A 26,415-nucleotide genomic window follows, 5' to 3' on the forward strand; every position below is an offset into this window, starting at 1 on the left:
TTCGCGGGCACGCCCGCTCCCACAGGTTACCCATTGCCCCCCGGCTGGTGACAAACCTGTGGGAGCGAGCGTGCCCGCGAAGCAGGCGACACTGCTTCAACTGCAGGCCTGCGTCACTTCACCGCACCCCGCCATTTTTACCTATACTCGGCCTTACAATACCCACCACGATTCCTGACCGGATCTCTCCATGCCCCCACGTCGGCACATCGCCTGGATAGCCTGCCTTGCAGTGCTGTTCAACCTGCTGGCCATGCCGCTGTCCTCTGCCGCGCCCAAGGGCCCGGCAGAGCAGCTGCTGTGGGGGGCCTTCTGTTCCAGCATGGCCAACAAGGCCAAGGCCGACGTCCAGGCCCTGGCCAAGATCGACCTCGGCCCGCAAAGCGACGACAGCGCCAGCATGATGAATTGCTGGTGCTGCTCCGGCGCCGCGCCGCTGCTGGCCCTGCCCGGCTACCCGCCGCAGCTGCACAACCCGCCGATACTGCTCGCCGGGCTGCTGCCGCCACCTGCCGACTACCACGCCACGCCGCGCCAACTCTGGCCGGCGCTCAACCCCCGTGCATCTCCGCTGGCCTGAGTTCATCACGCTGTCTGCCTGAACCTGAACAGAAACGGAGATTCACCATGCTCAAGCACGCCCTCGTCCTGGCCGCCCTGCTGCTGCCCGGCGCCTTTGCCAATGCCCACGAATACAGCGTGGGTGACCTGCACATCGCCCACCCCTGGTCACTGCAGTTGCCCCCCAACGCCCCCAACGTCGCGGCGTATTTCGTGGTGCACAACAACGGCCAGGTCGACGACCGCCTGCTCAGCGTCGACAGCCCAATCAGCGATGACGCGCAGCTGCACGAGCATGCCATGAGCGCCAGCGGCGCCATGAAGATGCAGCAGGTGCCCAGCGTGGTGGTGCCCGCCGGCAAGGACCTGATCTTCGCCCCCAGCGCCTACCATGTGATGCTGATGCAGCCCAAGGACCGCAGCCTGCTCAGCGACGGCAAGCGCTTCCCGTTGACCCTGCACTTCGAAAAGGCCGGCAATATCACCGTCGATGTGGCCGTGCAGAAGCAGGCGCCGACGGACCAGCCGCAAGCCCACGAACACGCGCATTGACCACCTGCTGAAAGGCACTCGTCATGAGCCTGCCGCGCAACAGCCTCAGCCGCACCACCCGCCCTGACCGCAGGCGCGCCGGTGGCGGATGGCTGAGCCTGTTCGCCATGTGGATGATCTTCATCGGCCCGCTGATTTCCCAGTCGATGCCAATGGACCACCACGCCGGCATGAGCATGCCGATGGACATGCCGATGGCGACTGCCCATCAGCATGGCGGCGACCCCCATCACGGCCAGGCTGGCGATGGCCAGCTGCATGTGATGTGGGAAAAGTGCGGTTACTGCAGCCTGTTGTTCAACTGCCCGGCCCTGCCCCAGGCCCTAAGCCCGCTCAGCGCCGGAAGCGTCGTCCCTACCACCCACCTGTTCGCGCCCACGCGCCAGGGCCATGCCCGGCAGGCTGTATTCCCCGGCGCGCGCAGCCGCGCCCCACCTTCCTCGATCAACGTCTGAACCCACATTTTTTTGCACGGAGCCAGGAGGCTTCGTGCTGACTCATGACTGATCGACTGGAATCATTATGTCCGGCTGCACCCCTGTTTTTGCCTTGTCCCTGCGAGGGACCATTGCCGCCGTGTGCGGCTCGCTGCTCGCGCCCGTGGCCCTGGCCGCCGACCCTGGCCATGAAGGCCATGCACACGACGCCCCCGAGCTGAGCCCGACGGTGATCACCGCCGTAGCCCCGAGCTCGCCGCTGACCGTGGTCACCAACCCGAAAGACCCCCGCCAGCCGGTGCCGGCCAGCGACGGTGCCGACTATCTGAAGACCATCCCCGGCTTCTCGGCCATCCGCGCCGGCGGCACCAACGGCGACCCGGTACTGCGTGGCATGTTCGGCTCGCGCCTGAACATCCTCACTAATGGCGGCCTGATGCTGGGCGCCTGCCCCAACCGCATGGACGCCCCCACATCGTACATTTCGCCGGAAACCTACGACCGCCTGACCGTGATAAAAGGCCCGCAAAGCGTTATCTGGGGCCCGGGCGGTTCGGCAGGCACCATCCTCTTCGAGCGCGAGCCGGAGAAGTTCGGCACCCTCGGCAGCCGGGTCAACGCCAGCCTGCTGGCCGGTTCCAATGGCCGCTTCGACAAGGTGCTGGACGCCGCCGCTGGCAACGACCTGGGCTACGCCCGCTTCGTCGGCAACCAGTCGCGCTCGGACGACTACCACGACGGCGATAACAACACCGTGCCGTCACGCTGGGACAAATGGAACGGCGATGTCGCCCTCGGCTGGACGCCCGACCAGGACACCTTGCTGGAACTCACCGCTGGCAAGGGCGATGGCGAGGCCCGCTATGCCGGGCGCGGCATGGACGGCTCGCAGTTCAAGCGCGAAAGCCTGGGCATGCGGTTTGAAAAGTCCAACCTCGGCGAGGTGCTCGACAAGGTCGAAGCACAGGTCTACTACAACTACGCCGACCACGTGATGGACAACTACAGCCTGCGCACGCCTTCTGGCAGCGGCATGATGGGCATGCCGATGGTCAGCAACGTCGACCGCCGCACCATGGGCGCACGCATCAAGGCCACCTGGCGCTGGGCCGACGTGCAACTGATCGGCGGCATCGACGCGCAGACCAACGAACATCGCAAGCGCAGTGGCATGGGTGTTAATGCGCACAAGGGCAAGGCCTGGACCAAGGACGCCGACTTCCACAACTATGGTGCCTTCGGCGAGCTGACCTGGTACGTCAGCGGTGAGGACCGGTTGATCAGCGGTGCCCGCCTGGACCGTGCCTCGGCCCGCGACTTCCGCGCGACCAGCGCCACCAACGGCAACACCCGCGCCGACACCCTGCCCAGCGGCTTCGTGCGCTACGAGCACGACCTGGCGGCGCTGCCAGCCACCACCTACATCGGCCTCGGCCATGTGCAACGTTTCCCCGACTACTGGGAGCTGTTCTCCGCAGGTGGCCCCTCGGGCTCGGTCAATGCCTTCGACAGCATCAAGCCGGAGAAGACCACCCAGCTCGACTTCGGTGTCCAGTACCGCGACGAACGCATGGAAGCCTGGGCGTCCGGCTACGTGGGGCAGATCCGCGACTACATCCTGTTCGATTACCTGGGGATGAGCTCCCGGGCCCGTAACATCGACGCCCGCATCATGGGCGGCGAACTGGGCGCGGCCTACCAGTTGACGGAAAACTGGAAGGCCGACGCCACGCTGGCCTACGCCTGGGGCAAGAACAGCAGCGATGGCACAGCGCTGCCGCAAATGCCGCCCCTGGAAAGCCGCCTGGGCCTGACCTACAGCCGTGATGTGTGGAGCGTCGGCGCACTGTGGCGGCTGGTGGCGGAACAGAACCGCATCGCCGAGAAACAGGGCAACGTGGTCGGCAAGGACTACGACAAGAGCGCCGGCTTCGGCGTGTTCTCGCTCAATGGCGCCTACAAGGTAAGCAACCACCTCAAGCTCAGCGCGGGGGTCGACAACCTGTTCGACAAGACCTACGCCGAGCACTTGAACCTGGCCGGGAACGCCGGGTTCGGCTACCCGGCAACCGATCCACAGCCGGTCAACGAGCCAGGCAGGACCTTCTGGACCAAGGTCGACTTCAGCTTCTGACAACAACAACGGGCGCGGCGCAGGTCGCGCCCATCTGCTGGTCAAACAGGAGGTTCCCATGAGAGGAACACGCATCAATTTCTACAACCTGGCCTGGCGTTGGCACTTCTATGCGGGACTGTTCGTGGCCCCGTTCATGATCCTGCTGGCGATCACCGGGATCATCTACCTGTTCAAGCCGCAACTCGACCCACTGCTGTATCGCGAGCTGATGGTGGTCGAAGCCGGCCACCACCGACAGGGCGCGGACGCGCTGCTGGCCGAGGTGCGCAAGGCCTACCCCAAGGGCCACGTTGGCCAGTACCTGCCGCCGCTGGACGCCGAACGCAGCGCGCAATTCGTGGTACATGACGCTGGGCGCGAACTTAACGTCTTCGTCGACCCCTACAGCGGCAAAGTCCTCGGCGAACAGGATGGCAAGCAGAACCTGCAGGCCATCGCCCGCGCCCTGCATGGAGAGCTGATGGTCGGCACGGTCGGCGACCGCCTGGTGGAGTTGGCCGCCGGCTGGGGCATCGTGCTGGTGGTGTCGGGGCTTTACTTGTGGTGGCCACGCGGGCGCAATGGCGCTGGCGTGCTGTGGCCGCGGCTGTCGGCACGCGGCCGACCGTTCTGGCGCGACCTGCATGCGGTCACCGGTTTCTGGGGCTCGGCCTTGTTGCTGCTGATGCTGGTCAGCGGCATGACCTGGACCGGGCTGTGGGGCAAGCAGTACGCCGACTTGTGGAACCGCTTTCCGGCGGCCATGTGGAACGACGTGCCCAAGTCGGACCGGCAGGCGGGTGAACTCAACAGCGCACACCGCCAGACCGTTCCCTGGGCGTTGGAAAACACGCCGATGCCGCAGTCCGCTGCACACGCCGAACATGCCGGGCACCACATGATGTCGAGCGCGCCGGCAGCGCCGCAGGTAAGCCTGCAGCAGGTCGAAGACATCGCTACCGCGCGCCAGGTCGAACCGGGCTACAGCATCACCCTGCCCACCTCGGCCGATGGCGTGTTCACCGTTGCCGTATTCGCCGACGACCCGCGCAACGACGCCACCCTGCATGTCGACCAGTACACCGGCAAGGTCCTGGCCGATGTGCGCTGGCAGGACTACAGCCCGGTCGCCCGCGCCACCGAGCTGGGCGTGATGCTGCATGAAGGCAAGATGTTCGGGGCGTTCAACCAGATCATCATCCTGCTGGTGTGCCTGATGATCTTGCTGGGCTCGGTGAGCGGGCTGGTGATGTGGTGGAAGCGCAGGCCGGCTGGCGGGCTGGGCGTGCCGCCGCTGCGCCATGACCTGGCGCGCTGGAAGGCGGCGGTGGGGGTGATGCTGGTGCTGGGGCTGATGTTCCCGCTGGTGGGGGTGTCGATGGTGGTGATGTGGCTGGTGGATAGCCTGGTGGTCAGGCGCGGCCGGGTGCTGGCCAGCGCTTGAGTGTTGGCCTCTACCGGCCTCTTCGCGGGCTTGCCCGCCCCCACAGGATCATCACAGATTTCGAGGCCTGTGGCGTACCTGTGGGAGCGGGCAAGCCCGCGAAGAGGCCGGCACAGGCATGACACTGCTACCCAAAAGTCGAGTCGATCTGTCGCGCCCCGAACTGGAACGCGCGTGTTAGCCTAGCCGGCTACCTCTGACAAGACGACCGACCGTTCAACGGAATGCAGCCTATGACGCAAACCTCACCCACAGCGCCAGATGAACAGCATCTGCAACGCAACCTGACCAACCGCCACATCCAGCTGATCGCCATCGGCGGCGCGATCGGTACCGGCCTGTTCATGGGCTCGGGCAAGACCATCAGCCTGGCCGGGCCGTCGATCATCTTCGTCTACATGATCATCGGCTTCATGCTGTTCTTCGTCATGCGCGCCATGGGCGAACTGCTGCTGTCCAACCTCAACTACAAGTCGTTCATCGATTTCTCCGCCGACCTGCTCGGCCCCTGGGCGGGCTACTTCACCGGCTGGACCTACTGGTTCTGCTGGGTGGTCACTGGCATCGCCGACGTGGTCGCGATCGCGGCATACACGCAATTCTGGTTCCCGGAGCTGCCGCAGTGGATACCGGCGCTGACCTTCGTGGCGCTGCTGCTGTCACTGAACCTGGTAACCGTGAAGATGTTCGGTGAACTGGAGTTCTGGTTCGCCCTGGTCAAGATCGTCGCCATTCTCGGTCTGGTCGCTACCGGCGCATACATGGTCATCAGCGGCTTTACCTCGCCCAGTGGGCGCACCGCGCAGCTGGCCAACCTGTGGAACGACGGTGGCATGTTCCCCAATGGCCTGATGGGCTTCTTCGCCGGTTTCCAGATCGCCGTGTTCGCCTTCGTCGGTATCGAGCTGGTGGGTACCACCGCCGCCGAAGCGAAGAACCCGGAGCGAACCCTGCCGCGGGCGATCAACTCGATCCCGTTGCGGATCATCATGTTCTACGTACTGGCACTGATCGCAATCATGGCCGTCACACCTTGGCGCGACGTGGTACCGGGCAAGAGCCCGTTCATCGAGCTGTTCGTGCTGGCCGGCCTGCCGGCGGCAGCGAGTATCATCAACTTCGTGGTGCTGACCTCGGCGGCCTCGTCGGCCAACGGCGGCGTGTTCTCCACCAGCCGCATGCTGTACGGCCTGGCGCGGGAAGGTGACGCACCCAAGGCGTTCGAGAAGCTGTCGGGCCGCTCGGTGCCTGCCAATGGCCTGTACTTCTCCTGCACCTGCCTGCTGCTGGGTGCAGTGATGATCTACCTGGTGCCGAACGTGGTCGAGGCATTCACCCTGATCACCACCGTTTCGGCAGTGTTGTTCATGTTTGTCTGGACGCTGATCCTGCTGTCGTACCTGCAGTACCGCAAGCAGCGAGCGGCGCTGCACCAGGCGTCGAAGTTCAAGATGCCGGGCGGGCGCTTCATGTGCTACGTGTGCCTGGTGTTCTTTGCCTTCATCCTGGTGTTGCTGAGCCTGGAGGAAGATACCCGCGCGGCATTGCTGGTGACGCCGATCTGGTTTGTGCTGCTGGCGGTGACCTATCAGGGGGTGCGCAGCAAGCGCCATCCGCGCACGGCGGTGCGTAACGGCTGATGGCCTCGGGGGCTGCTTTGCAGCCCCAATCCTGTGCACACAAATCCCGCAGGCACCAACCTGGATCCAACCAACGCCCCAACACCTCGCACAACCCCTCTATTGCGCACCTTCCGCCGTTAGGCACACCCCTTGCAACCCCCTCCCCGCTTGCCCAACACATAAAAAACTCAGCGGAGAGAGCACATGAAGCGACGCAGTCTGATCAAGGCCTTCACCCTTAGCGCATCGATTGCCGCAATGGGCCTGAGCTGGAGCATCCAGGCCGCCGAGACCATCAAGGTCGGCATCCTGCATTCGCTGTCGGGGACCATGGCCATTTCCGAGACTTCGCTCAAGGACATGGCGCTGATGACCATCGAGCAGATCAACGCCAAGGGCGGCGTCAATGGCAAGCTGCTCGAACCGGTGGTGGTAGACCCGGCCTCCAATTGGCCGCTGTTCGCCGAAAAGAGCCGACAGCTGCTGACCCAGGACAAGGTGGCAGTGGTGTTCGGCTGCTGGACCTCGGTGTCGCGCAAGTCGGTGCTGCCGGTGTTCGAAGAACTCAACGGCTTGCTGTTCTACCCAGTGCAGTACGAAGGTGAGGAGATGTCGCCGAACGTGTTCTACACCGGCGCCGCGCCCAACCAGCAAGCCATCCCGGCCGTGGAATACCTGATGAGCGAAGATGGCGGCAGCGCCAAGCGCTTCTTCCTGCTGGGCACCGACTACGTCTACCCGCGCACCACCAACAAGATCCTGCGCGCCTTCCTGCACAGCAAGGGCGTGGCCGACAAGGACATCGAAGAGGTGTACACGCCGTTTGGCCACAGCGATTACCAGACCATCGTCGCCAACATCAAGAAGTTCTCCGCCGGCGGCAAGACTGCGGTCATCTCCACGGTCAACGGCGATTCCAACGTGCCGTTCTACAAGGAGCTGGCCAACCAGGGCCTGAAGGCCACCGACGTGCCGGTGGTGGCCTTCTCGGTGGGCGAAGAAGAACTGCGCGGCATCGACACCAAGCCGCTGGTGGGCCACCTGGCGGCGTGGAACTACTTCGAGTCGGTGGATAACCCGGTCAACCAGAAATTCGTCGCCGACTGGAAGGCCTACGCCAAGGCCAAGGGCCTGCCGGGTGCCGACAAGGCGGTGACCAACGACCCGATGGAAGCCACCTACGTCGGTATCCACATGTGGGCCCAGGCGGTGGAGAAAGCCAAGTCCACCGATGTCGACAAGGTACGCAAGGCGCTGGCCGGACAAAGCTTCGAGGCGCCATCCGGCTTCACCCTGACCATGGACAAGACCAACCACCACCTGCACAAACCGGTGATGATCGGCGAGATCCAGGATGACGGGCAGTTCAGCGTGGTGTGGGAAACCGAGCAACCGCTGCGGGCGCAGCCATGGAGCCCGTTCATTCCGGGCAACGACAAGCGCCCTGATTACGCCGTGAAAGGTAATTGAGAGCCGTTGGGGCCGCCTTGCGGCCCATTCGCGGGTAAACCCGCGAAGAATCCACCGCTGTATTCCAGGATTGCTCGCATGCTTAGACTCCTGCTAACCCTTCTTCTGCTGATGCCCCTGGCCACCCAGGCCAGCGAGGGCGAATTCTTCCTCACCGCCAAGCCCGCCGAGCAGGCCCAACTGCTCGAAAGCTGGGCGGCGCAACCCGATGCCGCACGCCTGCCGCTGCTGGACAACCTGCGCCAGGGCCGCATCGCCGCCGATGACACGCGCAAGGTACGCCTGAACAACCGCCTGCGCGGCCTGATCGACAATGCCCTGGCCAGCCACCAGTTGCTCAGCGACAACAGCGACATCCGCCTGGCCGCAGCCCAACAACTACAAAAAAGCGCACAACCGGCACAAATGGCCTTCCTCGACCGGCGCTTCGCCAGCGAACCGGACGCCGCCGTGCACGCCGCTCTCGGCCTGGCCTTGGCCAACCTGCAACTGGGCGCCAGCGAACCGGCAGTACGCCTGGCCGCCGTACGCCTGCTCGGCGAAACCGGTGACCCGCAGGCCCGCACCCGCCTCGAAGCGCTGCTGCAACCCGACGCGGAAAACGACCCGGGCGTGCGCACCGCCGCCGAAACCAGCCTGGCCCAGGTCCAGCGCAAGCTGCTGGTCGGCGAGCTGCTCGGTCAGGCCTTCAGCGGCCTGTCGCTGGGTTCGATCCTGCTGCTGGCAGCCCTTGGCCTGGCCATCACCTTCGGCCTGCTCGGGGTGATCAACATGGCCCACGGCGAAATGCTGATGCTCGGCGCCTACAGCACCTACATGGTCCAGGTACTGCTGCAGCGCTACGCCCCCGGCGCCATCGAGTTCTACCCGCTGATCGCCCTGCCAGTCGCTTTCACCGTCAGTGCCGGGGTCGGCATGGCACTGGAGCGCACAGTGATCCGCCACCTCTACGGCCGACCACTGGAAACCTTGCTGGCGACCTGGGGCATCAGCCTGATCCTGATCCAGGCCATCCGCCTGCTGTTCGGCGCGCAGAACGTCGAAGTCAGCAACCCGGCCTGGTTGTCGGGTGGCATCCAGCTGCTGCCCAACCTGGTGCTGCCATACAACCGCCTGGTGATCATCGGCTTCGCCCTGGCCGTGGTACTGCTTACCTGGCTGCTGCTCAACCGCACTCGGCTGGGCCTGAACGTGCGCGCGGTCACCCAGAACCGCAACATGGCGGCCTGCTGCGGCGTGTCCACGGGGCGCGTCGACATGCTCGCCTTCGGCCTCGGCTCGGGCATCGCCGGGCTCGGCGGCGTGGCCCTGAGCCAGGTCGGCAACGTCGGCCCGGACCTGGGCCAGAGCTACATCATCGACTCGTTCCTGGTGGTGGTGCTCGGCGGCGTCGGCCAGCTGGCCGGTAGCCTGTGGGCCGCCTTCGGCCTTGGCATCGCCAACAAGCTGCTGGAACCGCAGATCGGTGCAGTGCTCGGCAAGATCCTCATCCTTGCGTTGATCATTCTGTTCATCCAGAAGCGCCCGCAAGGCCTGTTCGCCCTCAAGGGACGGGTAATCGACTGATGAACCAGCCACTGCTTGTCACCGCTTCGCAAAAGGCCGGGCCACGGCTGTCCCTTGCCATCGGCGCCGTCGTTGTCCTACTGCTGGTGGCCCTGCCGCTGCTGTCGCTGCTGCCGGCGGACCATACCCTGCAAGTGTCGGCCTACACCCTGACATTGGTCGGCAAGATCCTCTGCTATGCCATCGTCGCCCTGGCCCTGGACCTGGTCTGGGGCTACGCCGGGCTGCTTTCGCTGGGCCACGGGCTGTTCTTCGCCCTCGGTGGCTACGCCATGGGCATGTACCTGATGCGCCAGGCCGCCGGTTACGGCCTGCCAGGGTTCATGACCTTCCTGTCGTGGAGCGAGCTGCCGTGGTACTGGGCCGGTACCCAGCATTTCGCCTGGGCCCTGTGCCTGGTGGTGCTGGCGCCCGGGCTGCTGGCGCTGGTGTTCGGCTGGTTCGCCTTCCGCTCGCGGATCAAGGGCGTGTACTTCTCGATCATGACCCAGGCGCTGACCTTCGCCGGTATGCTGCTGTTCTTCCGCAACGAAACCGGCTTTGGCGGCAACAACGGCTTCACCAGTTTCCGTACCATCCTTGGCTTCGACATTGCCGCGCCGGGCACACGCGCGGTGTTGTTCCTGCTCACCGTGGCCCTGCTGCTGGCCAGCCTGTACCTGTGCTGGCGCCTGACCCGCAGCAAGTTCGGCCGCCTGCTCACCGCCGTGCGCGACGCCGAGAACCGCCTGATGTTCTGCGGCTACGACCCACGCGGTTTCAAGCTGCTGGTGTGGGTGCTCAGCGCCGTACTGTGCGGCCTGGCCGGCGCGCTGTATGTGCCGCAGGTGGGCATCATCAACCCCAGCGAGATGTCGCCTACCAACTCCATCGAAGCCGCCGTATGGGTGGCCCTGGGCGGGCGCGGCACCTTGATCGGCCCGCTGCTCGGCGCCGGCCTGGTCAATGGCATGAAAAGCTGGTTCACCGTGGCCTTCCCGGAGTTCTGGCTGTTCTTCCTCGGCGCGTTGTTCATCCTCGTCACCCTGTACCTGCCCAAGGGCGTGGTCGGCCTGTTGAAGAAAAGGAGCCAGCCATGAGAGGCGTGCCCCCGATACACCCTGAATTCATGCTCGAACCGGTGTTCGACAACCTCGGCGCTGGCCGCGACGCCATCGGCCTGGGTCACAGCCGCAAGGCCGGCCTCGACACCCGCCACGGCACAGTGCTGAGCCTGGAAGACATCAGCGTCAGCTTCGATGGATTCAAGGCGCTGAACGCACTGAACCTTTACATCGGCGTGGGCGAGCTGCGCTGCATCATCGGCCCCAACGGTGCCGGCAAGACCACGATGATGGATGTGATCACCGGCAAGACCCGGCCCGACAGCGGCACGGCCTATTTCGGTGACACCCTCGACCTGACCCGCATGAGCGAATACCAGATCGCCCAGGCCGGCATTGGTCGCAAGTTCCAGAAGCCCACGGTGTTCGAGGCGCTGACGGTGTTCGAGAACCTGGAGCTGGCACTGAAGACCGACAAATCGGTGTGGGCCAGCCTGGCATCGCGGCTGGGTGGTGAGCAGCGCCAGCGCATCGACGAGGTGCTGGACACCTTGCGCCTGTTGCCGCTGGCCCAGCGCCAGGCAGGCTTGCTGTCGCATGGGCAGAAGCAATTCCTGGAGATCGGCATGCTGCTGGTGCAGGAGCCGCAACTGCTGTTGCTGGACGAGCCGGTGGCGGGCATGACCGATGCCGAGACCGAGTTCACCGCCGAACTGTTCAAGGGCCTGGCCGGCAAGCATTCGCTGATGGTGGTGGAGCATGACATGGGGTTTGTCGGCAGCATTGCCGACCATGTGACCGTGCTGCACCAGGGCAGTGTGCTGGCGGAAGGGTCGCTGGAGCAGGTGCAGGCGGATGAGCGGGTGGTCGAGGTCTACTTGGGCCGGTGACCGGCGTTTGAATTTTTGAAGCCTGTACCGGCCTCTTCGCGGGCTTGCCCGCTCCCACAGGAAACCCACAGTTTTCGAGCCCTGTGGAGTACCTGTGGGAGCGGGCGAGCCCGCGAAAGGGCCGGCACAGGCACAGCAACAATTTCAGGAATACACACATGCTCAAGATCGACACCCTGCACCAGTACTACGGCGGAAGCCATATCCTCCGGGGCCTGTCCTTCGAAGCCAAGGTCGGCGAAGTCACCTGCCTGCTGGGCCGCAACGGCGTGGGCAAGACCACCCTGCTGCGCTGCCTGATGGGCCTGGTACCCGCCCGCGATGGCAGCATCGAATGGGAAGGCAAGCCGATCACCAGCCTCAAGCCGCAGCAACGGGTCCACGCCGGCATCGCCTACGTGCCACAGGGCCGCGAGATCTTCCCGCGCCTCACTGTCGAGGAGAACCTGCTGATGGGCCTGTCGCGCTTTCCCGCCCGTGAAGCGCGCGAAGTGCCGTCCTTCATCTACGAACTGTTCCCGGTGCTGGAGCAAATGAAACAGCGCCGTGGCGGCGACTTGTCCGGCGGCCAGCAGCAACAGCTGGCCATCGGCCGCGCCCTGGCCAGCCGCCCGCGCCTGCTGATCCTCGACGAGCCCACCGAGGGCATTCAGCCTTCGGTCATCAAGGAAATTGGCGCGGTCATCCGTCGCCTGGCCGAGCGCGGCGACATGGCCATCCTGCTGGTCGAGCAGTTCTACGACTTCGCCGAGGAACTGGCTGACCAGTACCTGGTAATGGCCCGTGGCGAGATCATCCAGCGGGGCCATGGCAAAAACATGCAAGCCGAGGGTGTGCGTGGGCTGGTAACCATTTAATCTGCAAACAACCACCCTGCGAGACGCTGTCATGAGTCATGAAATCCGCGACGCCCTGCCCTCCGACGTGCCGGGCATCCTCGACATCTACAACGACGCGGTGCGCAACACCACGGCGATCTGGAATGAAACCCCGGTGGACCTGGCCAACCGCCTGGCCTGGTTCGCCGCTCGGGCGCAGCAGGGCTACCCGATCCTGGTGGCGGTGGATGGGAGCGGTGTGCTGGGCTATGCATCGTTTGGCGACTGGCGGCCATTCGAGGGCTTTCGCAACACCGTTGAACACTCGGTGTACATCCGTGGCGACCAGCGTGGCAAGGGGCTGGGGCCGCTGCTGATGGCAGCGCTGGTCGAGCGTGCACGCAAGTGTGGCAAGCATGTGATGGTGGCGGCCATCGAGAGCGGCAATGCAGCGTCGGTGCACCTGCACGAGCGCCTGGGCTTCGTAGTGACCGGGCAGATGCCGCAGGTGGGGGTGAAGTTTGGCCGGTGGCTGGACTTGACCTTCATGCAGCTGGTGCTGAACCCGGGGACTGAACCAAGCTGAATTTGATTTTGCCTGTACTGGCCTCTTCGCGGGTAAACCCGCTCCCACTGGTACTGCACACATCTCAGGGATCGTGCGATTCCTGTGGGAGCGGGTTCACCCGCGAAGAGGCCGGGCCTGCAAAACTCACATCTGGATAAACCTGCCCAACCGCTGCCTCAGCATGCTGTTCTCACTGCGCAACTGCTGCACTTCCTGCAGCAGCTCCAGCGCCAGCGCCACCCCTTCCCACTCCAGTTCCAGCTCCTGATGCAGCTTCGCCGCACGTTTGGCCAATAACGGCGCCTGATCGTCGAACAACCAGTCCTCCGGCGTTCGCCCGGAAGGTTCGACAATGCCGTGCTCGACGATTTCGATCACGCAGTCAGCCGTGATATCGGCCTCCTGACACAGGGTACGCATGTCCAGTTGAACGATCAGGGTGCTGCTCATGATCACTTACTCCATTGTGTCCTCGGGTTGAACGCAGCCTTCTCGGAAAGCTTGGTCCACAGTTCGCGGGCAGACTCGTCGGATGCTGGCGGCATGACCACTTTCAATTGCGCGTAAAGGTTGCCGCGCTCGCCGCTCTTGTTGGCCAGGCCCTTGCCCGGTACGCGCAGGCGCTGGCCGCTCTGGCTGTCGGGGCGGATGGTGAGGTTGATCTTGCCGTCCAGGGTCGGCACGGCCACCTTGGCGCCCAGTGCTGCCTCCCACGGTGCCAGCGGCACGGTGATGATCAGGTCATGACCTTCGACATCGAACAGTGGGTGCGGTGCCATGCGAATGGTCAGGAACAGGTCGCCATTGGCCCCGCCACCGCTGCCCGGCGCGCCCTGGCCCTTGAGGCGGATGCGCTCGCCATCGGTCACCCCGGCCGGAATCTTCACGTTCAGGGTCTTGGTAGTGAAGCCGGTGCGCTGGCCCATGGCATTGGTCTGCGGCACCTGGAAGCTGATCTGCTTGGACTCCTTGCTCAGGGTCTCTTCAAGGAACACTGCCAGTTCTAGCTCCACGTCCTGCCCTCGCCTGCCGGCGCTGCGTTGCTGCTGCCGGGCGCCACCGAACGGGTTGCCTCCTCGGCCACCAAAGATCGAGCTGAAGAAGTCGGAAAAATCACCGCCCTCGAAGCCACCGCCACCGCCACGGCTTTCCCACCCCGGTGGTGCCTGGAACGGCCGGCCATGCTGGCCACCGTACTTGCGGATTTCGTCGAACTCGGCACGTTTCTGCGCGTCGCCCAGCACTTCGTAGGCCTCGTTGGCCTCCTTGAATTTTTCCTCGGCGTCGCGCTCCTTGCTGACGTCGGGGTGATACTTGCGCGCCAGCTTGCGGTACGCGGCCTTGATCGCCTTGTCATCCGCCGTGGGCTCTACGCCGAGTATCTTGTAATAGTCTTTGAAGTCCATCTATGGATCACCAATGTGAATGTGCGTGTTGCAAAAGAAGATAGGGGTCAAGCATAGCCTTTCAAGACCGCCTTGGGTTTGCGCCATGGCAGACGACTGGTCTTGATTCTGTAGCCAACTGGCATAAACTGCGCGGCCGTTTTGCCTCCGGAAGCTCATTCCCCATGTCTGACGTATCCCCGGCCCGTGCCCTGGGCATCGACTTTGGCACCTCCAACTCCACGGTCGGCTGGCATCGCCCCGGCGTCGAGTCGCTGATTGCCCTGGAAGACGGCAAGATCACCTTGCCCTCGGTGGTGTTCTTCAACATCGAGGAGCGTCGCCCGGTATATGGCCGCCTGGCGCTGCACGAGTACCTGGAAGGCTACGAAGGCCGCCTGATGCGCTCGCTGAAAAGCCTGCTGGGTTCCAAGCTGATCAAGCACGACACCAGCGTGCTGGGCAGCGCCCTGCCGTTCAAGGACCTGCTGGGCATGTTCATCGGCGAGCTGAAAAAGCGCGCCGAGGCCGCTGCCGGCCGCGAATTCGACCAGGTGGTACTGGGTCGCCCGGTGTTCTTCGTCGACGAAGACCCGGCTGCCGACCAGGAGGCCGAAGACACCCTGGCCGAAGTGGCGCGCAAGATCGGCTTCAAGGACGTGTCGTTCCAGTACGAGCCGATTGCCGCGGCGTTCGACTATGAGTCAGGCATCAGCCGCGAAGAGCTGGTGCTGATCGTCGACATCGGCGGTGGTACCTCGGACTTCACCCTGATCCGCCTGTCGCCCGAGCGCCACTTGGTGGCCGAGCGCCAGAGCGACATCCTCGCCACCGGCGGCGTGCACATCGGCGGTACCGACTTCGACAAGCAGCTGAGCCTGCAGGGCGTGATGCCGCTGTTCGGCTACGGCAGCCGCATGAAGAGCGGCGCACTGATGCCGACCAGCTACCACCTCAACCTCGCCACCTGGCACACCATCAACGCCCTGTACTCGCAGAAGTCGCAGCTGGCGCTGGGCAGCATGCGCTATGACATCGAGGACACGCTGGGCATCGACCGCCTGTTCAAGCTGATCGAAGAGCGTGCCGGCCACTGGTTGGCGATGGAGGTGGAGGCCAGCAAGATCGAACTGACCGAGCAGCAGAGCCGCCACGTCGACCTCGGCCGCATCGAGCGCGAGCTGGGCGTGGACCTGTCACGGGCGCTGTTCGAGGGGGCTATCGAAGGGTTGCTGGAGCGGGTGCGTGGTAGCGTGAGCGAACTGCTGGCCAAGGCTGGTGTGAGTGAGACCCAGGTCGATACGGTGTTCTTCACCGGTGGTTCCAGTGGGATCCCGGCGCTGCGCAACAGTGTGTCGGCGATGCTGCCGAATGCGCGGCATGTGGAAGGCAATATCTTTGGCAGCATTGGTAGCGGGCTGGCCATCGAGGCACGCAAGCGTTACGGCGCTGCCTGAGCCATCCCTTTTACCTGTACCGGCCTCTTCGCGGGTAAACCCGCTCCCACAGGGCTGCCGCAAGTCTTGAGAGCTGTGGCGTACTTGTGGGAGCGGGTTTACCCGCGAAGAGGCCGGTACAGGCTAATGAAGAATCAGACCAGTTCGGCCCGCTTCAGCTCACTCTTCAGGTAGGCATAGTAGATCGGCCCCGCCACCACCCCCGGCAGCCCGAATGCCGCTTCGAACACCAGCATCGCCAGCAGCAGTTCCCACGACTTGGCACTGATCTGCCCGCCCACGATCCGCGCGTTGAGGAAGTACTCGACCTTGTGGATGACGATCAGGTAACCCAGCGCCGCCGCCGCCACCCAGATCGACAGCGACAGGCCGACGATGGTGATCAGGGTATTCGACATCAGGTTGCCGATCACCGGCAGCAGGCCCAGCAGGAAGGTCAGCACGATCAGCGTCTTGGTCAGCGGCAGGTGCACGTCGAACATCGGCAGCACCACGGCCAGGAAAATGCCGGTGAAGGTAGTGTTGAGCAGCGAAATCTTGATCTGCGCGAAGACGATGTTGCGAAACGCCTGCACCAGCAGGCTCAGGCGCTCGAACAGCGCCGCCGCCAGCGGCTTGCGCCGGGAGATGTCGGGGATGCGCTGCAAGGCGACGATGGCACCGAGGATCATGCCGATCAACAAGGTGACGAACATGTGCGCCATGCCCTTGCCCACCAGTTGCAGGTCGCTCAGGTGGCTCTTGATCCAGTCACCGATGGCCACCTTGAACTCCGCCGCACTGGCCGGCAGGTAGCCTTCGATGAACGGCGGCAGCTGCCCACGGGCACGCTCCACCAAGGCCATGAACTTGTCCAGCGAGGCACCGGGGTTTTCCGCCTCGTGCAGCAGGAAGCTGAAGGCACCGGCAAACAGCAGGGTCAGGGTGCTGACCACCAGCGTGCCGAGCAGCGCCACCGCCAGCCAACGGGCGCGCTGCCCGGCCAGCAGCGGCTGCAGCCGCGGCGTGAGCATGTTGACCAGCTCGAACACCAGCAAGCCGGCCAGCAGGCTCGGCAGCAATTTCAGGGGCAGCGCCAGCAACAGGCCGGCAAACACGATGATCCAGCTGGCCAGGGTGACTTGGCGGGGGGTGAAGGTCATACAGCCTCAACGGCAGACAACGGGAAAGACCCGCAGTCTGCCAGCCTTACGCCTGCAGGCATAGGCGCAGGTCATTTCTTCTTCAGACAGTCGCTCATGAACGCTTTGCGCTCGTCCCCCTTCAAGGCCTTGGTGGTGGCGTCAGCGTTGCAGGTTTTCATCTTCTCTTGCTGGGTTTGCGGCACTTCCTTCTTCAGGCAGGTACTCATGAAGGCTTTGCGCTCATCGCCCTTGAGGGCTTTGGCGGTGGCGTCGGCGTTGCAGGTTTTCATCTTTTCCTGCTGCGCGGTATTGGCGGCGAAGCCTTGGGCGCTGAACAGCACCGCCAACGCCAGCAAGGGGATTTGCAGCACTTTCATGGAGTGGTCTCCTTGGCTCCGTGCCCGATGCACGGGGATCGAGCTGAGTGTAGCCAAGAATTCTCAACGCCCTGCCCGTGCCTGGCGGCGGTATTGCTCGGGCGTGCAATGGGCCTGGCGCTGGAACATGGCGATGAACGCCGAGGCGCTGCTGTAGCCCAGGTCGAAGGCAATGGCCTGGATCGGCTGGCCGGCCTCCAGCGCTTCGATGGCGCGCAGAAAGCGCAGGCGCAGGCGCCATTCGCCAAAACTGATGCCCAGTTCGCGCAGGAACTGGCGGGCCAGGGTACGTTCGCTGACATGCACCCGGGCAGCCCAGTCGGCCAGCGGGCGGTTGTCGCCTGGCTCGGCACCGAGGGCATCGAGCACCTGGCGCAAGCCTTCGCTGTGGGCAAACGGCAGGTAGCAGGCCTGGGTGGGCGCCAGCAGCAACTGGTCGAGCAGCACCTGCACCAGGCGCTGGTCGCGCTCGCCCTCGGCCACCCGCAGGTCGCGCCGGGCAAAGTCGGCGAGGATGGCCTTGAGGATGTCACTGATCATCAGGCTGCACGGTTGCTGCGGCAGTGCGGCGCACAGGCTGCGGTCCAGGTAGACCGAACGGTAGACGATGGCCTGCGGGTTGTAGCAGCCATGTTCGGTGTCGGGCGGCACCCACACGGCGTATTGCGGCGGCGACAGGAAGTGCTGGCCGCCGACCTCCAGGTGCATCACGCCGTGGGCGGTGTAGTTGAGCTGGCCCCAGGCGTGGCGGTGCAGAGCGCTGCGAGTGTCGGCACCGAACTCGTCGTGGCGGAAGTACACCGGGGCCGGGAGCTGGGTGAACTGGGGAATGTCGAGGTATTTGCGCGGCATGCTGTCTGCTTTGCGGGGTGGGTTGTCTGGATAGGAGTATAGGCTTGTGAACAGACAATCGATAATACAGGCCTATCGAGGGCCTGCTCCGCAGGCCTTCGCGGGCTCGCACGCTCCCACAGTCTCCAGGCCTGTGATGTCCCTGTGGGAGCGGGCAAGCCCGCGAAGGGCTGCAAAGCAGCCCCAATCCAAGCCCCGACGAGTAACCTGCTACATGAACTACCTGTTCCCCCTCACCGCCATCCTCATCTGGGCCGGCAACACCGTGGTCACCAAGATGTCCGCCGGTGCCATCCACCCCGCCGAGATCGGCTTCTACCGCTGGCTGCTGGCCGCGCTGCTGTTCACCCCGTTCCTGCTGCCCACCGTGTGGCGCAATCGTGCGGCCATCCGCCCGCACCTGGGCAAGGTGTTCGTACTGGGCGTGCTGGGCATGGCGCTGTACCAGAGCCTGGCCTACTTCGCCGCCGGCATCACCAGCGCCACCAACATGGGCATCATCCTCTCGCTGATGCCGCTGATGTCACTGGCGCTGTCCATCGCCTGGCTGGGCCAGCGCCTGAGCTACGGCGCCCTGCTGGGCGCGCTGGTGTCATTCTTCGGCGTACTGGAAGTGGTCAGCGCCGGCCAGCCCGCCGCCCTGTTGCAACAAGGCCTTAACAGCGGCGACCTGCTGATGCTCGTGGCCACCCTGGCCTACGCGCTGTACAGCTTCCTGCTGAAGAAATGGCAGCTGCGCCTGCCACCGATGCAGTTGCTGTACCTGCAGGTGCTGGTGGCCATCGTCGTGCTGCTGCCGCTGTTCCTGCTGTCGGACAAGACTGGCCTGAACAGCCGCAACATTGGCCTGGTGCTGTACGCCTGCGTGCTGGCCTCGATGATCGCGCCCCTGGTATGGATGAAGGCCGTGCACCGCCTGGGCCCAAGCCGTACCACGCTGTTCTTCAACCTGCTGCCGCTGGTCACCGCGCTGATCGCCGCCGTGGTGCTCGACGAGCAGCTGGCCCGCTATCACCTGGTCGGCGGCCTGCTGACCCTGGCCGGCGTGATACTGGCCGAGCGCTGGACCACACCGATCCGCCGTTAGAGCCCTGCCGCCTTGAGCCGGGCAGCATGTTCGATGAACAGCCGCACCGGTTCGCTGCCCTTGCCCACCGCGCCAAGCGACTGGTTGACGATATCCAGGTGGTCGAGCGGGTAGTCGTCGCCGATGACCTGCCCCAGGTGCGAACTGAAGCGCCCGACCATGCCGTCGCAATGGCCCTTTTCCTTGACGAAACTGCGTGCGAACAGTCGGCAGAAGTGACTGCTGCCGTCGAAGCGGTTGCGCCCCTGGTCGGTCAGGCCGGGCTGCAAGGTGCCGGACCAGGAGTAATAGCGCACACCATCGACCTCATAGGCCCCTTCCCCGCCCCAGGTGCCTGGTAGCCCCTGTGGATAAGCCTGGTTGAACAGCGCCACCCCGGCACTGGTCAACGACTGGTGCGAGGCGTGTACATCCACCGGCAGCGGGTCGCGGCGCCAGCCGGTTTCCAGCCACACCAGCAGCACGGCCAAGCCATGCAGCACAGCCTTGAGGATGCGCCCCTGCGGGGATTCGCCCGGTGCCGTACGCGCCAGGTAGTCGGCCAGTTCCGAGCCATGGTTGGGCCCCGCCACCGACGTGACCGAAGCCACCCGTCCGGGCCGCCTGGCGGCAGCGTAGCGTGCGTTCAGGGCGCCCTGGCTGTGGCCGATGAGGTTGACCTTTTCCGCGCCGGTGCGCTGGCAGATGTCTTCGATGATGGCCAGCAACTGCTCGCCGCGCACCTCGCTGGAATGCAGCGGCGAAACCTGCACCGGGAACACCTGCGCCCCGCCCTTGCGCAGGGCCGGCACGATGCCGAACCAGTAGGGGTAGAGCACTAGCCGGACAAAACCGAGCATGCCCGGCACCAGCACCAACGGGTATCGCGTGGCCAATTCCTGCTGCATTGCCCCAGCCCCTTTCCGTGGACGACCGGCCAACACTACAGCGGCCTTGATGACCATCGCAATCGAACTCCCGGAGCGCGCTGCGGTTCAAAACCACACAGACCTTTGCAAGGAGCGGGACCATGTACAAGCAGACCCTGGCAATCCTTCTGGCAAGCGCCACCCTCGCCGCCTGCGGCAGCCGCCCGGAAAACCCGGTTGACTACGTCACCTACCGCGACGAGCCGCTGGTCAGGCAGGTGGAAAAAGGCATGACCATGCAGAAAGTCATCGCCATCGGCGGCAGCCCGTCCAACGTGATCGACCTGCCCCATGGCGGCACCTGCAACGACTACATCCTCAACCGTGACGGCCACCAGCAGCCCTACTACGTGCGCTTCGACGCCACCGGCCATGTCGATGCCAAGGGCTTCAAGACTTGCAAACAGCGCGAAGAAGACAGCGCCGCCGTCCACGGCGCGTAAGCCTTCCAGGCCTGCCCATGACCACCCTGATGCTTTAGGAGATGAACATGAATGCGACGGAACTTACCGATGTACAAACCCTGCGCGAACGTGCCCGCCAGCATGTCGAGAACGGGGCCGTGACCGAGGGTTACCAGGCTGACCGCGAGCGAATCATCAGCCTGCTCAACGAAGCCCTGGCCACCGAGCTGGTCTGCACATTGCGCTACAAACGCCACTACTTCATGGCCAGCGGCATCAAGGCCAGCGTGGCTGCCGATGAATTCCTCGAGCATGCCAACCAGGAAGCCGAGCACGCCGACAAGCTTGCCGAACGGATCGTGCAGTTAGGTGGAGAGCCGGATTTCAACCCGGACAACCTGAGCCAGCGGTCTCATGCCCAATATGTGGCGGGCACTTCATTGAAGGAAATGGTGCTGGAGGACCTGGTGGCGGAGCGGATCGCCATCGATAGCTATCGCGAGATCATTCGGTACATTGGGGATAAAGATCCGACTACGCGGCGGATTTTTGAAGACATCCTCGCGCAGGAAGAAGAGCACGCGGACGATATGTCCGACCTGTTGCAAGGCTTGTGATTCTTGGGGGCGCTTTGCGCCCCTTTCGCGACACAAGGCCGCTCCCACAGGTTTTCCACAAGTCTTTAGGGTTGTGAAATACGTGTGGGAGCGGCCTTGTGTCGCGATGGGCCGCGAAGCGGCCCCCTGTCATTTCTTGCCTTTCACCACCGCTGGCGCCTTGCCGGCTTTCATCTGCTGCAACAGCGGCGTGCACTGGTTCGGATCATCCCCGCTGCTAGGCGCAATCAGCGCCAGCAACCCCGCCGCTGGCCCGGCTACCACTCCCAACGCCACCATCCCCGCCCCGCGCAACGCCAGCGGTACTGCCTGCACCCCGGCACTGGGTTTGGCGAACGGCCCGCGCACATACAGCGGCGAGCGAAGCGAGAACAGCCGCAGGCCTTTCGATTCCGGGGTAACTTTCAGGTCCAGCTGCTCGGTGGCGAAATTGGCCGTGCCGTTGATGTAGATGATCGCGTTCTCGGTATCGAAGATGAACAAGCGCGTGGTCGCCAGGCCATCCTTGATGCCCACATCGGCCGCCGCACAGTTGATTTTCACATCCTCATCGCCAAACAGCTTGCCGACCACGTAGTTGCCCACGTTCAACCCGGCAATCTCCATCAGGCTGCGGCTGATGGCGCCATCGTTGATCAGCATGCGCAAGTCGCCATTGGCTGTGCCCAGCAAGGCGGCCACCGAGTTGCCCCGGCCGGTGATATCGGCATCACCATTCAACTCACCGAAGCTGGTCTGCATCGGCGCAAAGGAGGGGAACAACTGCTTGAGCTTGAAGCCCCGCGCCGTCAGACGGGCGCGCCCCTGCAACGGTACGTTGCGGCCATCCAGGCGGATCCTGGAGGCCAGGTTACCGCCAGCCACGCCAAAACGCAGGGGCTCCAGGCGCAGCAGGCCGTCCTCCAGAATCACGTGGGCCGACAGGTCGTTGAACGGCAATTGCGCGCTGTGCACGATGCGCTTGCCGGCGAAGGTGACGTCGGCGTCCATGGCACGCCAACGTTCGGTGCGGAACTCCTCCACCGGCAGCACCTTGCCCGCCGGCTGCTTGCTGGCACCGCCGCGGGCCTTCTGCTCGGCGTTGGAGTCGGCGCCGATCAGCGGCGCCAGGTCCTTGAACAGCAACTGGTCGGACACCAGGTTGCCGGACAGCTTGGGCCGTGGCTGGGTGGCAACGAAGGCCAGGTCGCCGTGGATATCGCTGTCACCGATCTTGCCGTTGAAACCCTGGTAGTTGAAGGTCGCCCCTTGCGCCGCGTGCAGGTTGGCACTGAGGTGACCGTCGGTGGAATAGGCCGGAGTGTCGGGCAAGGTTACGCCGATCAACGGGTAGAGGTTGCCCAGGCTGGCACCGGACAGGCGCAGGCGCAGGTCGAGGGCGCCGAGGTTGCGCGGGTCGGTCAGGGTGCCGGCGAGCACAACATGAGTGTCGGCGATGCGCACGTCAGCCTGCAGCGGGAACGGCTGGCTGGCGTCCTGCAGGGCCAGCAGGCCACCGATCTTGCCGGTGCCGGACACCGGCTGGCCTTTGTAGCGGCCCTGGGCCTTGAGCCCGAAGGCATAGTCCTGCGCTGCACCGGCCTTCTCGGCGCGGGCCTTGCCGACGATGTCGCTGAACGGGACAGGCTTGCCCAGCGGGTCGATCTGCACCTTCATGCTGGTTTTCAGGGTTTGGTCATCGAAGCTGACACTGCCTTGGTCGAAGCCGATGGTGCCGATGTCCAGTTGCCATTTGGAAGGTTCTGCATCTTCATCCTTGGGGCCGAAGTCGAAGGCCCAGTTGGCGCGACCATCGGCCAGGCGGGTAAGGCTGGCAGTGGGTCTGGTCAGGTCGATGCGCGGGATGCTGATCTGTTGGAACAGCAGCGGCAACGGCGCCAGGCGGAACGCCACGCGCTCCAGGCCGACCATCTTCGGCTCCTTGAGCCACTCGGGGTTGCCCAGGGTCAGGTCCTCGGCAATGAAGTGCGGCCAGGGCACCCAGGCACGCCAGCCCCCCTCTTCAGGTTCGATGCGCCAGTCCACGGCAAGGTTGCCATTGATCGCGAAGCGCCGCTGCAGGGCTTCGGAGACTTTTTCGTTGAGCAGGGGCTTGACGCGGTTCCAGTCGAAGGTGGCAATCACCGCCACCAGGATCGCCAGCAGGGTCAGCAGGCTGGTGAGGGTCCAGACGAGGATTCTGGCGGGGCGCGTCATTGCGTGATTCTCCTTGCGGTATGGCACAGAACAGGCGCAGCGGTGGCGCTCAATATCTCGGACTGATGAAAACCCGTGGGGTTTTATCGATGGCGCCATGATAGCGAAGTTTTTCCTGGCCTTTTGCTCAGCAGTTCGTCGCGCCAAGCCGTGCGTGTTACCCGCCAACAGCACTATCAAACCGCCACTATGCAGTCTGAAAAGCGCTGTCTAGAGCAGCTTGCAACCTCTATCAATACGGTCGATTGTTACCATTACCCGTATGAACTTCTCTCTGGCGTTACCCGGCGTAGCATTGGCTCCGTACCCACTTTCCAGCCCCCGAGAGGAGCACCGAAATCATGAAACGCCATCTGCTGACCCTGACCCTGTCCATCCTGGCTGCCAACGCTTTTGCCCTGCCAGCCGACGAGCAACACCTGACCGCCGAATCGCGCTCCAGCGCTGCGGAAATCGCCCAACCGCTGAAAACTGTTGCCGAAGGTGGTTCCGATCGCCTGATCGAACGTACTGGCCGCGTTGCCGAAGGCGGCTCTGATCGCCTGATCGAACGTACTGGTCGCGTTGCCGAAGGTGGCTCTGATCGCCTGATCGAACGTACTGGCCGTGTTGCCGAAGGTGGCTCCGATCGCCTGATCGAACGTAGTGGCCGTGTTGCCGAAGGTGGCTCCGATCGCCTGATCGAACGTAGTGGCCGCGTTGCCGAAGGTGGCTCCGATCGCCTGATCGAACGTAGTGGCCGCGTTGCCGAAGGTGGCTCCGATCGCCTGATCGAACGTACTGGTCGCGTTGCCGAAGGTGGCTCCGATCGCCTGATCGAACGTACTGGCCGCGTCGCCGAAGGTGGCTCCGATCGCCTGGTTGAAATCAGCCGTGTGAGCTGATCACCATGGCCGAAAAGAACAACCTCTGTCACAACGCCTGCTCCCCTCCAGGCCCGGTCCATTGACCGGGCTTTGTTTTTTTAACTAGAGTGCCCAGCCTTACCGTCACAGAAGCCCGCACCATGCTGCCGCGCGCCGAACAGAAGCTACAGACCCGCCAGGCCCTGCTCGATGCCGCCTGCCAGCTCATGGAGAGTGGCCGTGGTTTCGGCAGTATCAGCCTGCGCGAAGTGGCAAAGACGGCCGGCATCGTACCCACCGGCTTTTACCGGCATTTTTCCGACATGGACGCCTTGGGCCTGGCCCTGGTGGCCGAAGTCGACACTACCTTCCGCCAGACTATCCGCCTGGTGCGCCACAACGAATTCGAACTGGGCGGCATCACCGACGCCTCGGTGCGCATCTTCCTCGATGTGGTCGCCGCCCACCGCGCGCAGTTCCTGTTCCTCGCCCGTGAACAGTACGGCGGCTCGCAGGCCGTACGCCAGGCCATTGCCCGCCTGCGCCAGGACATCAGCGACGACCTGGCCACCGACCTGGCGCGGATGAAGCGCTGGCAGCACCTGGACAGCGCCGCGCTGGCGGTGATGGCCGACCTGGTGGTGAAAACCGTGTTCGCCACCCTGCCCGAGCTTATCGACAGCCCCGAGGCGGGTTATCCACAGGCGCTGACGCCGCAGGAAAAGATCACCCAGCAGCTGCGCTTCATCTTCGTCGGTGCGCGGCATTGGCAGGGGCTCGGCAACCCGGGCTGATCGCTAGCCTGTTCTGGCCTCTTCGCGGGCACGCCCGCTCCCACAGGTACCCCACATTACTCGCTGTGGGAGCGGGCGTGCCCGCGAAGAGGCCGGCACAGGCTACCCACAACCCCAGTTCTGCTTACCATGGCGCCCTGCCCGACAGCGACGAGCGCCGAAATGTCCGACCCCCGCCCCACCCTGCCCGAACTGGCCCGCTTCAACCAGCACTTCGCCGAACGCATCGTGCCGTTGTGGCAAGGCCCGGGCTGGAACGCCGACATGGCCCTGCCCTACGAGGCCCTGGACGCCCAGCATCAACCGTTGCCGGTGCAGCGCTATCGGGCCATGGCCTGCGCACGCCAGCTCTACCTGTTCAGCAGCCGCATCGGGCAACCCGGCGCAGCCGAGCGCGCCGCCGCCTTGTTCCGCTCGCTGCAGAAGCACTTCCATGACGCCGAGCACGGCGGCTGGTTCTACAGCATCGACGCCCAGGGCAAACCGCTGGACCGGCGCAAGGACCTGTACACGCATGCCTTCATCGTCTTCGCTTGTGCCCACTACTGGGGCAAGGTGCGTGAAAACCTGGTGGAATCCACGCTGAACGCCGCGCTGGACATCATTGACCAGCAGTTCGCCCGCGACGACGGCCTGTACGAAGCCAGCCTCGGGGAAGACTGGGCCGACCTTGGCAGCGGCCCGCTGCAAAACCCGCAGATGCACCTGGCCGAAGCCTTCCTGCAGGTACTGGCGGTGCGTGACGACGAGCAGGCCCGGCAGTCGCTGCTGCAACTGTGCGAGGCGCTGCAGGCGCACTTCATCGAACCGGCCCACGGCCTGATGCTGGAAAAGCCACGCGGCGCTGTGGATAACTGGTTCGAGCCGGGGCACCAGTTCGAGTGGTTCTACCTGCTGCATACCTCGCCACTGCTGCGCGACACGCCGCTGCATGCGTCCATCGACCGGGCTTTCGACTACGCCGAGCAGTACGGGGTGAAGGATGCCGCTGTGCTGGCGATGCTGGATGTGGATGGCAAGGTGCTCGACGCCACCCAGCGGATCTGGGCGCAGGCGGAATACCTACGGGCGCTGGTATTGCGGGCGGGGGGCGAGGCGAAGCTGGCTGGGCAGTTGCAGGCGCTGGACGCGCGGTTCCTGCGTGAGGCGGGCTGGTATGAGTGCCGGGATGGTGAGGGCGCGGTAAGTCGGCATGATATGCCTTCTACAACCCCTTATCACTTGGCAACTTGCCTTGAAGCGACCCTGGCACATGACTCTAGAGGTACGGGTTCCTGCTGAA

26 protein-coding genes are annotated in these 26,415 nt (G+C 64.3%); 19 read left to right on the forward strand and 7 right to left on the reverse strand.

Going from position 1 to position 26,415, the window contains the following annotated elements; translation table 11 throughout:
* The first annotated feature begins 190 nt into the window (after nt 1-190).
* The 12 genes from A4C63_RS05795 to A4C63_RS05850 all read left to right on the forward strand — a co-directional run bounded on the left by A4C63_RS05795 (nt 191) and on the right by A4C63_RS05850 (nt 13,105).
* On the forward strand, nt 191-580 hold the full coding sequence (locus A4C63_RS05795; protein WP_063911879.1) for a DUF2946 domain-containing protein: 390 nt from the start codon (nt 191-193) through the stop codon (nt 578-580).
* 47 nt (nt 581-627) lie between these two features.
* Complete coding sequence (locus tag A4C63_RS05800) at nt 628-1,113, forward strand: copper chaperone PCu(A)C (protein ID WP_063911880.1); 486 nt, start codon at nt 628-630, stop codon at nt 1,111-1,113.
* Between the two features lie 23 nt (nt 1,114-1,136).
* A complete protein-coding gene (locus A4C63_RS05805; RefSeq protein ID WP_063911881.1) occupies nt 1,137-1,568 on the forward strand; it encodes a DUF2946 domain-containing protein in 432 nt (143 codons plus the stop codon).
* Between the two features lie 67 nt (nt 1,569-1,635).
* The gene (locus tag A4C63_RS05810) at nt 1,636-3,684 is read left to right on the forward strand and encodes a TonB-dependent copper receptor (protein WP_063911882.1); all 2,049 of its coding nucleotides are present in this window, start codon (nt 1,636-1,638) and stop codon (nt 3,682-3,684) included.
* Nucleotides 3,685-3,742: 58 nt separating this feature from the next.
* Nucleotides 3,743-5,110, forward strand: a complete 1,368-nt coding sequence (locus A4C63_RS05815; RefSeq protein ID WP_063911883.1) for a PepSY domain-containing protein — start codon at nt 3,743-3,745, stop codon at nt 5,108-5,110.
* 233 nt (nt 5,111-5,343) lie between these two features.
* Nucleotides 5,344-6,750: a D-serine/D-alanine/glycine transporter gene (gene cycA, locus A4C63_RS05820; protein ID WP_063911884.1), complete on the forward strand. Its 1,407-nt coding sequence runs from the start codon at nt 5,344-5,346 to the stop codon at nt 6,748-6,750.
* A gap of 186 nt (nt 6,751-6,936) precedes the next feature.
* Nucleotides 6,937-8,202 carry an urea ABC transporter substrate-binding protein gene (urtA, locus tag A4C63_RS05825; RefSeq protein ID WP_063911885.1) on the forward strand — a complete coding sequence of 422 codons (1,266 nt, stop codon included), beginning with the start codon at nt 6,937-6,939 and terminating at the stop codon, nt 8,200-8,202.
* Between the two features lie 78 nt (nt 8,203-8,280).
* Nucleotides 8,281-9,768, forward strand: coding sequence for an urea ABC transporter permease subunit UrtB (urtB, locus tag A4C63_RS05830; protein WP_063911886.1), 1,488 nt, complete (start codon nt 8,281-8,283; stop codon nt 9,766-9,768).
* Nucleotides 9,768-10,847, forward strand: a complete 1,080-nt coding sequence (urtC, locus tag A4C63_RS05835) for an urea ABC transporter permease subunit UrtC (protein ID WP_063911887.1) — start codon at nt 9,768-9,770, stop codon at nt 10,845-10,847. The genes urtB and urtC overlap by 1 nt, the downstream gene beginning before the upstream one ends.
* Complete coding sequence (gene urtD, locus A4C63_RS05840; protein ID WP_063911888.1) at nt 10,844-11,701, forward strand: urea ABC transporter ATP-binding protein UrtD; 858 nt, start codon at nt 10,844-10,846, stop codon at nt 11,699-11,701. Before urtC ends, urtD begins: the two co-directional genes overlap by 4 nt.
* Nucleotides 11,702-11,859: 158 nt before the next feature.
* Nucleotides 11,860-12,558: an urea ABC transporter ATP-binding subunit UrtE gene (gene urtE, locus A4C63_RS05845; protein WP_063911889.1), complete on the forward strand. Its 699-nt coding sequence runs from the start codon at nt 11,860-11,862 to the stop codon at nt 12,556-12,558.
* A 31-nt stretch (nt 12,559-12,589) separates the two neighbouring features.
* The gene (locus A4C63_RS05850; protein WP_063911890.1) at nt 12,590-13,105 is read left to right on the forward strand and encodes a GNAT family N-acetyltransferase; all 516 of its coding nucleotides are present in this window, start codon (nt 12,590-12,592) and stop codon (nt 13,103-13,105) included.
* 126 nt (nt 13,106-13,231) lie between these two features.
* Here A4C63_RS05850 and A4C63_RS05855 read toward each other — a convergent pair whose 3' ends face one another.
* Nucleotides 13,232-13,537, reverse strand: coding sequence for a chaperone modulator CbpM (locus tag A4C63_RS05855; protein ID WP_063911891.1), 306 nt, complete (start codon nt 13,535-13,537; stop codon nt 13,232-13,234).
* Nucleotides 13,538-13,539: 2 nt separating this feature from the next.
* Nucleotides 13,540-14,493 (reverse strand): curved DNA-binding protein, encoded by a 954-nt coding sequence (gene cbpA / locus A4C63_RS05860; protein WP_025340804.1) that lies wholly within the window; start codon nt 14,491-14,493, stop codon nt 13,540-13,542.
* Nucleotides 14,494-14,657: 164 nt separating this feature from the next.
* Here cbpA and A4C63_RS05865 point away from each other — a divergent pair, with 164 nt between their 5' ends.
* Complete coding sequence (locus A4C63_RS05865) at nt 14,658-15,929, forward strand: Hsp70 family protein (RefSeq protein WP_063911892.1); 1,272 nt, start codon at nt 14,658-14,660, stop codon at nt 15,927-15,929.
* Between the two features lie 134 nt (nt 15,930-16,063).
* Here A4C63_RS05865 and A4C63_RS05870 read toward each other — a convergent pair whose 3' ends face one another.
* From A4C63_RS05870 to A4C63_RS05880, 3 genes are all read right to left on the reverse strand, one after another.
* Nucleotides 16,064-17,071, reverse strand: a complete 1,008-nt coding sequence (locus A4C63_RS05870; RefSeq protein ID WP_063911893.1) for an AI-2E family transporter — start codon at nt 17,069-17,071, stop codon at nt 16,064-16,066.
* Between the two features lie 71 nt (nt 17,072-17,142).
* Nucleotides 17,143-17,430 (reverse strand): PsiF family protein, encoded by a 288-nt coding sequence (locus tag A4C63_RS05875; RefSeq protein ID WP_063911894.1) that lies wholly within the window; start codon nt 17,428-17,430, stop codon nt 17,143-17,145.
* Nucleotides 17,431-17,493: 63 nt separating this feature from the next.
* Nucleotides 17,494-18,282 (reverse strand): helix-turn-helix transcriptional regulator, encoded by a 789-nt coding sequence (locus A4C63_RS05880; RefSeq protein ID WP_063911895.1) that lies wholly within the window; start codon nt 18,280-18,282, stop codon nt 17,494-17,496.
* Between the two features lie 214 nt (nt 18,283-18,496).
* On the opposite strand from A4C63_RS05880, the gene A4C63_RS05885 reads away from it, so the two are divergent.
* On the forward strand, nt 18,497-19,369 hold the full coding sequence (locus tag A4C63_RS05885) for a DMT family transporter (RefSeq protein ID WP_063911896.1): 873 nt from the start codon (nt 18,497-18,499) through the stop codon (nt 19,367-19,369).
* Here A4C63_RS05885 and A4C63_RS05890 read toward each other — a convergent pair.
* On the reverse strand, nt 19,366-20,256 hold the full coding sequence (locus tag A4C63_RS05890; protein WP_063911897.1) for a triacylglycerol lipase: 891 nt from the start codon (nt 20,254-20,256) through the stop codon (nt 19,366-19,368). The genes A4C63_RS05885 and A4C63_RS05890 overlap by 4 nt on opposite strands.
* A 122-nt stretch (nt 20,257-20,378) precedes the next feature.
* On the opposite strand from A4C63_RS05890, the gene osmE reads away from it, so the two are divergent.
* Both osmE and A4C63_RS05900 read left to right on the forward strand, forming a co-directional pair.
* Entirely contained in the window at nt 20,379-20,720 is a 342-nt protein-coding gene (gene osmE, locus A4C63_RS05895) for an osmotically-inducible lipoprotein OsmE (protein WP_063911898.1), read from the forward strand.
* A gap of 47 nt (nt 20,721-20,767) precedes the next feature.
* Nucleotides 20,768-21,298 (forward strand): bacterioferritin, encoded by a 531-nt coding sequence (locus tag A4C63_RS05900; protein WP_063911899.1) that lies wholly within the window; start codon nt 20,768-20,770, stop codon nt 21,296-21,298.
* A gap of 129 nt (nt 21,299-21,427) precedes the next feature.
* On the opposite strand, the gene A4C63_RS05905 is transcribed toward A4C63_RS05900, so the two are convergent.
* A complete protein-coding gene (locus tag A4C63_RS05905; protein ID WP_063911900.1) occupies nt 21,428-23,494 on the reverse strand; it encodes an AsmA family protein in 2,067 nt (688 codons plus the stop codon).
* A gap of 341 nt (nt 23,495-23,835) precedes the next feature.
* On the opposite strand from A4C63_RS05905, the gene A4C63_RS05910 reads away from it, so the two are divergent.
* From A4C63_RS05910 to A4C63_RS05920, 3 genes are all read left to right on the forward strand, one after another.
* Nucleotides 23,836-24,378, forward strand: a complete 543-nt coding sequence (locus A4C63_RS05910; RefSeq protein WP_063911901.1) for a hypothetical protein — start codon at nt 23,836-23,838, stop codon at nt 24,376-24,378.
* Nucleotides 24,379-24,500: 122 nt separating this feature from the next.
* Nucleotides 24,501-25,133, forward strand: a complete 633-nt coding sequence (locus tag A4C63_RS05915) for a TetR family transcriptional regulator (protein WP_063911902.1) — start codon at nt 24,501-24,503, stop codon at nt 25,131-25,133.
* A 162-nt stretch (nt 25,134-25,295) separates the two neighbouring features.
* Nucleotides 25,296-26,414 (forward strand): AGE family epimerase/isomerase, encoded by a 1,119-nt coding sequence (locus A4C63_RS05920; protein WP_063911903.1) that lies wholly within the window; start codon nt 25,296-25,298, stop codon nt 26,412-26,414.
* The last annotated feature ends 1 nt before the right edge of the window (nt 26,415 follow it).

This window comes from Pseudomonas sp. p21, assembly GCF_001642705.1.
Lineage (GTDB): Bacteria > Pseudomonadota > Gammaproteobacteria > Pseudomonadales > Pseudomonadaceae > Aquipseudomonas.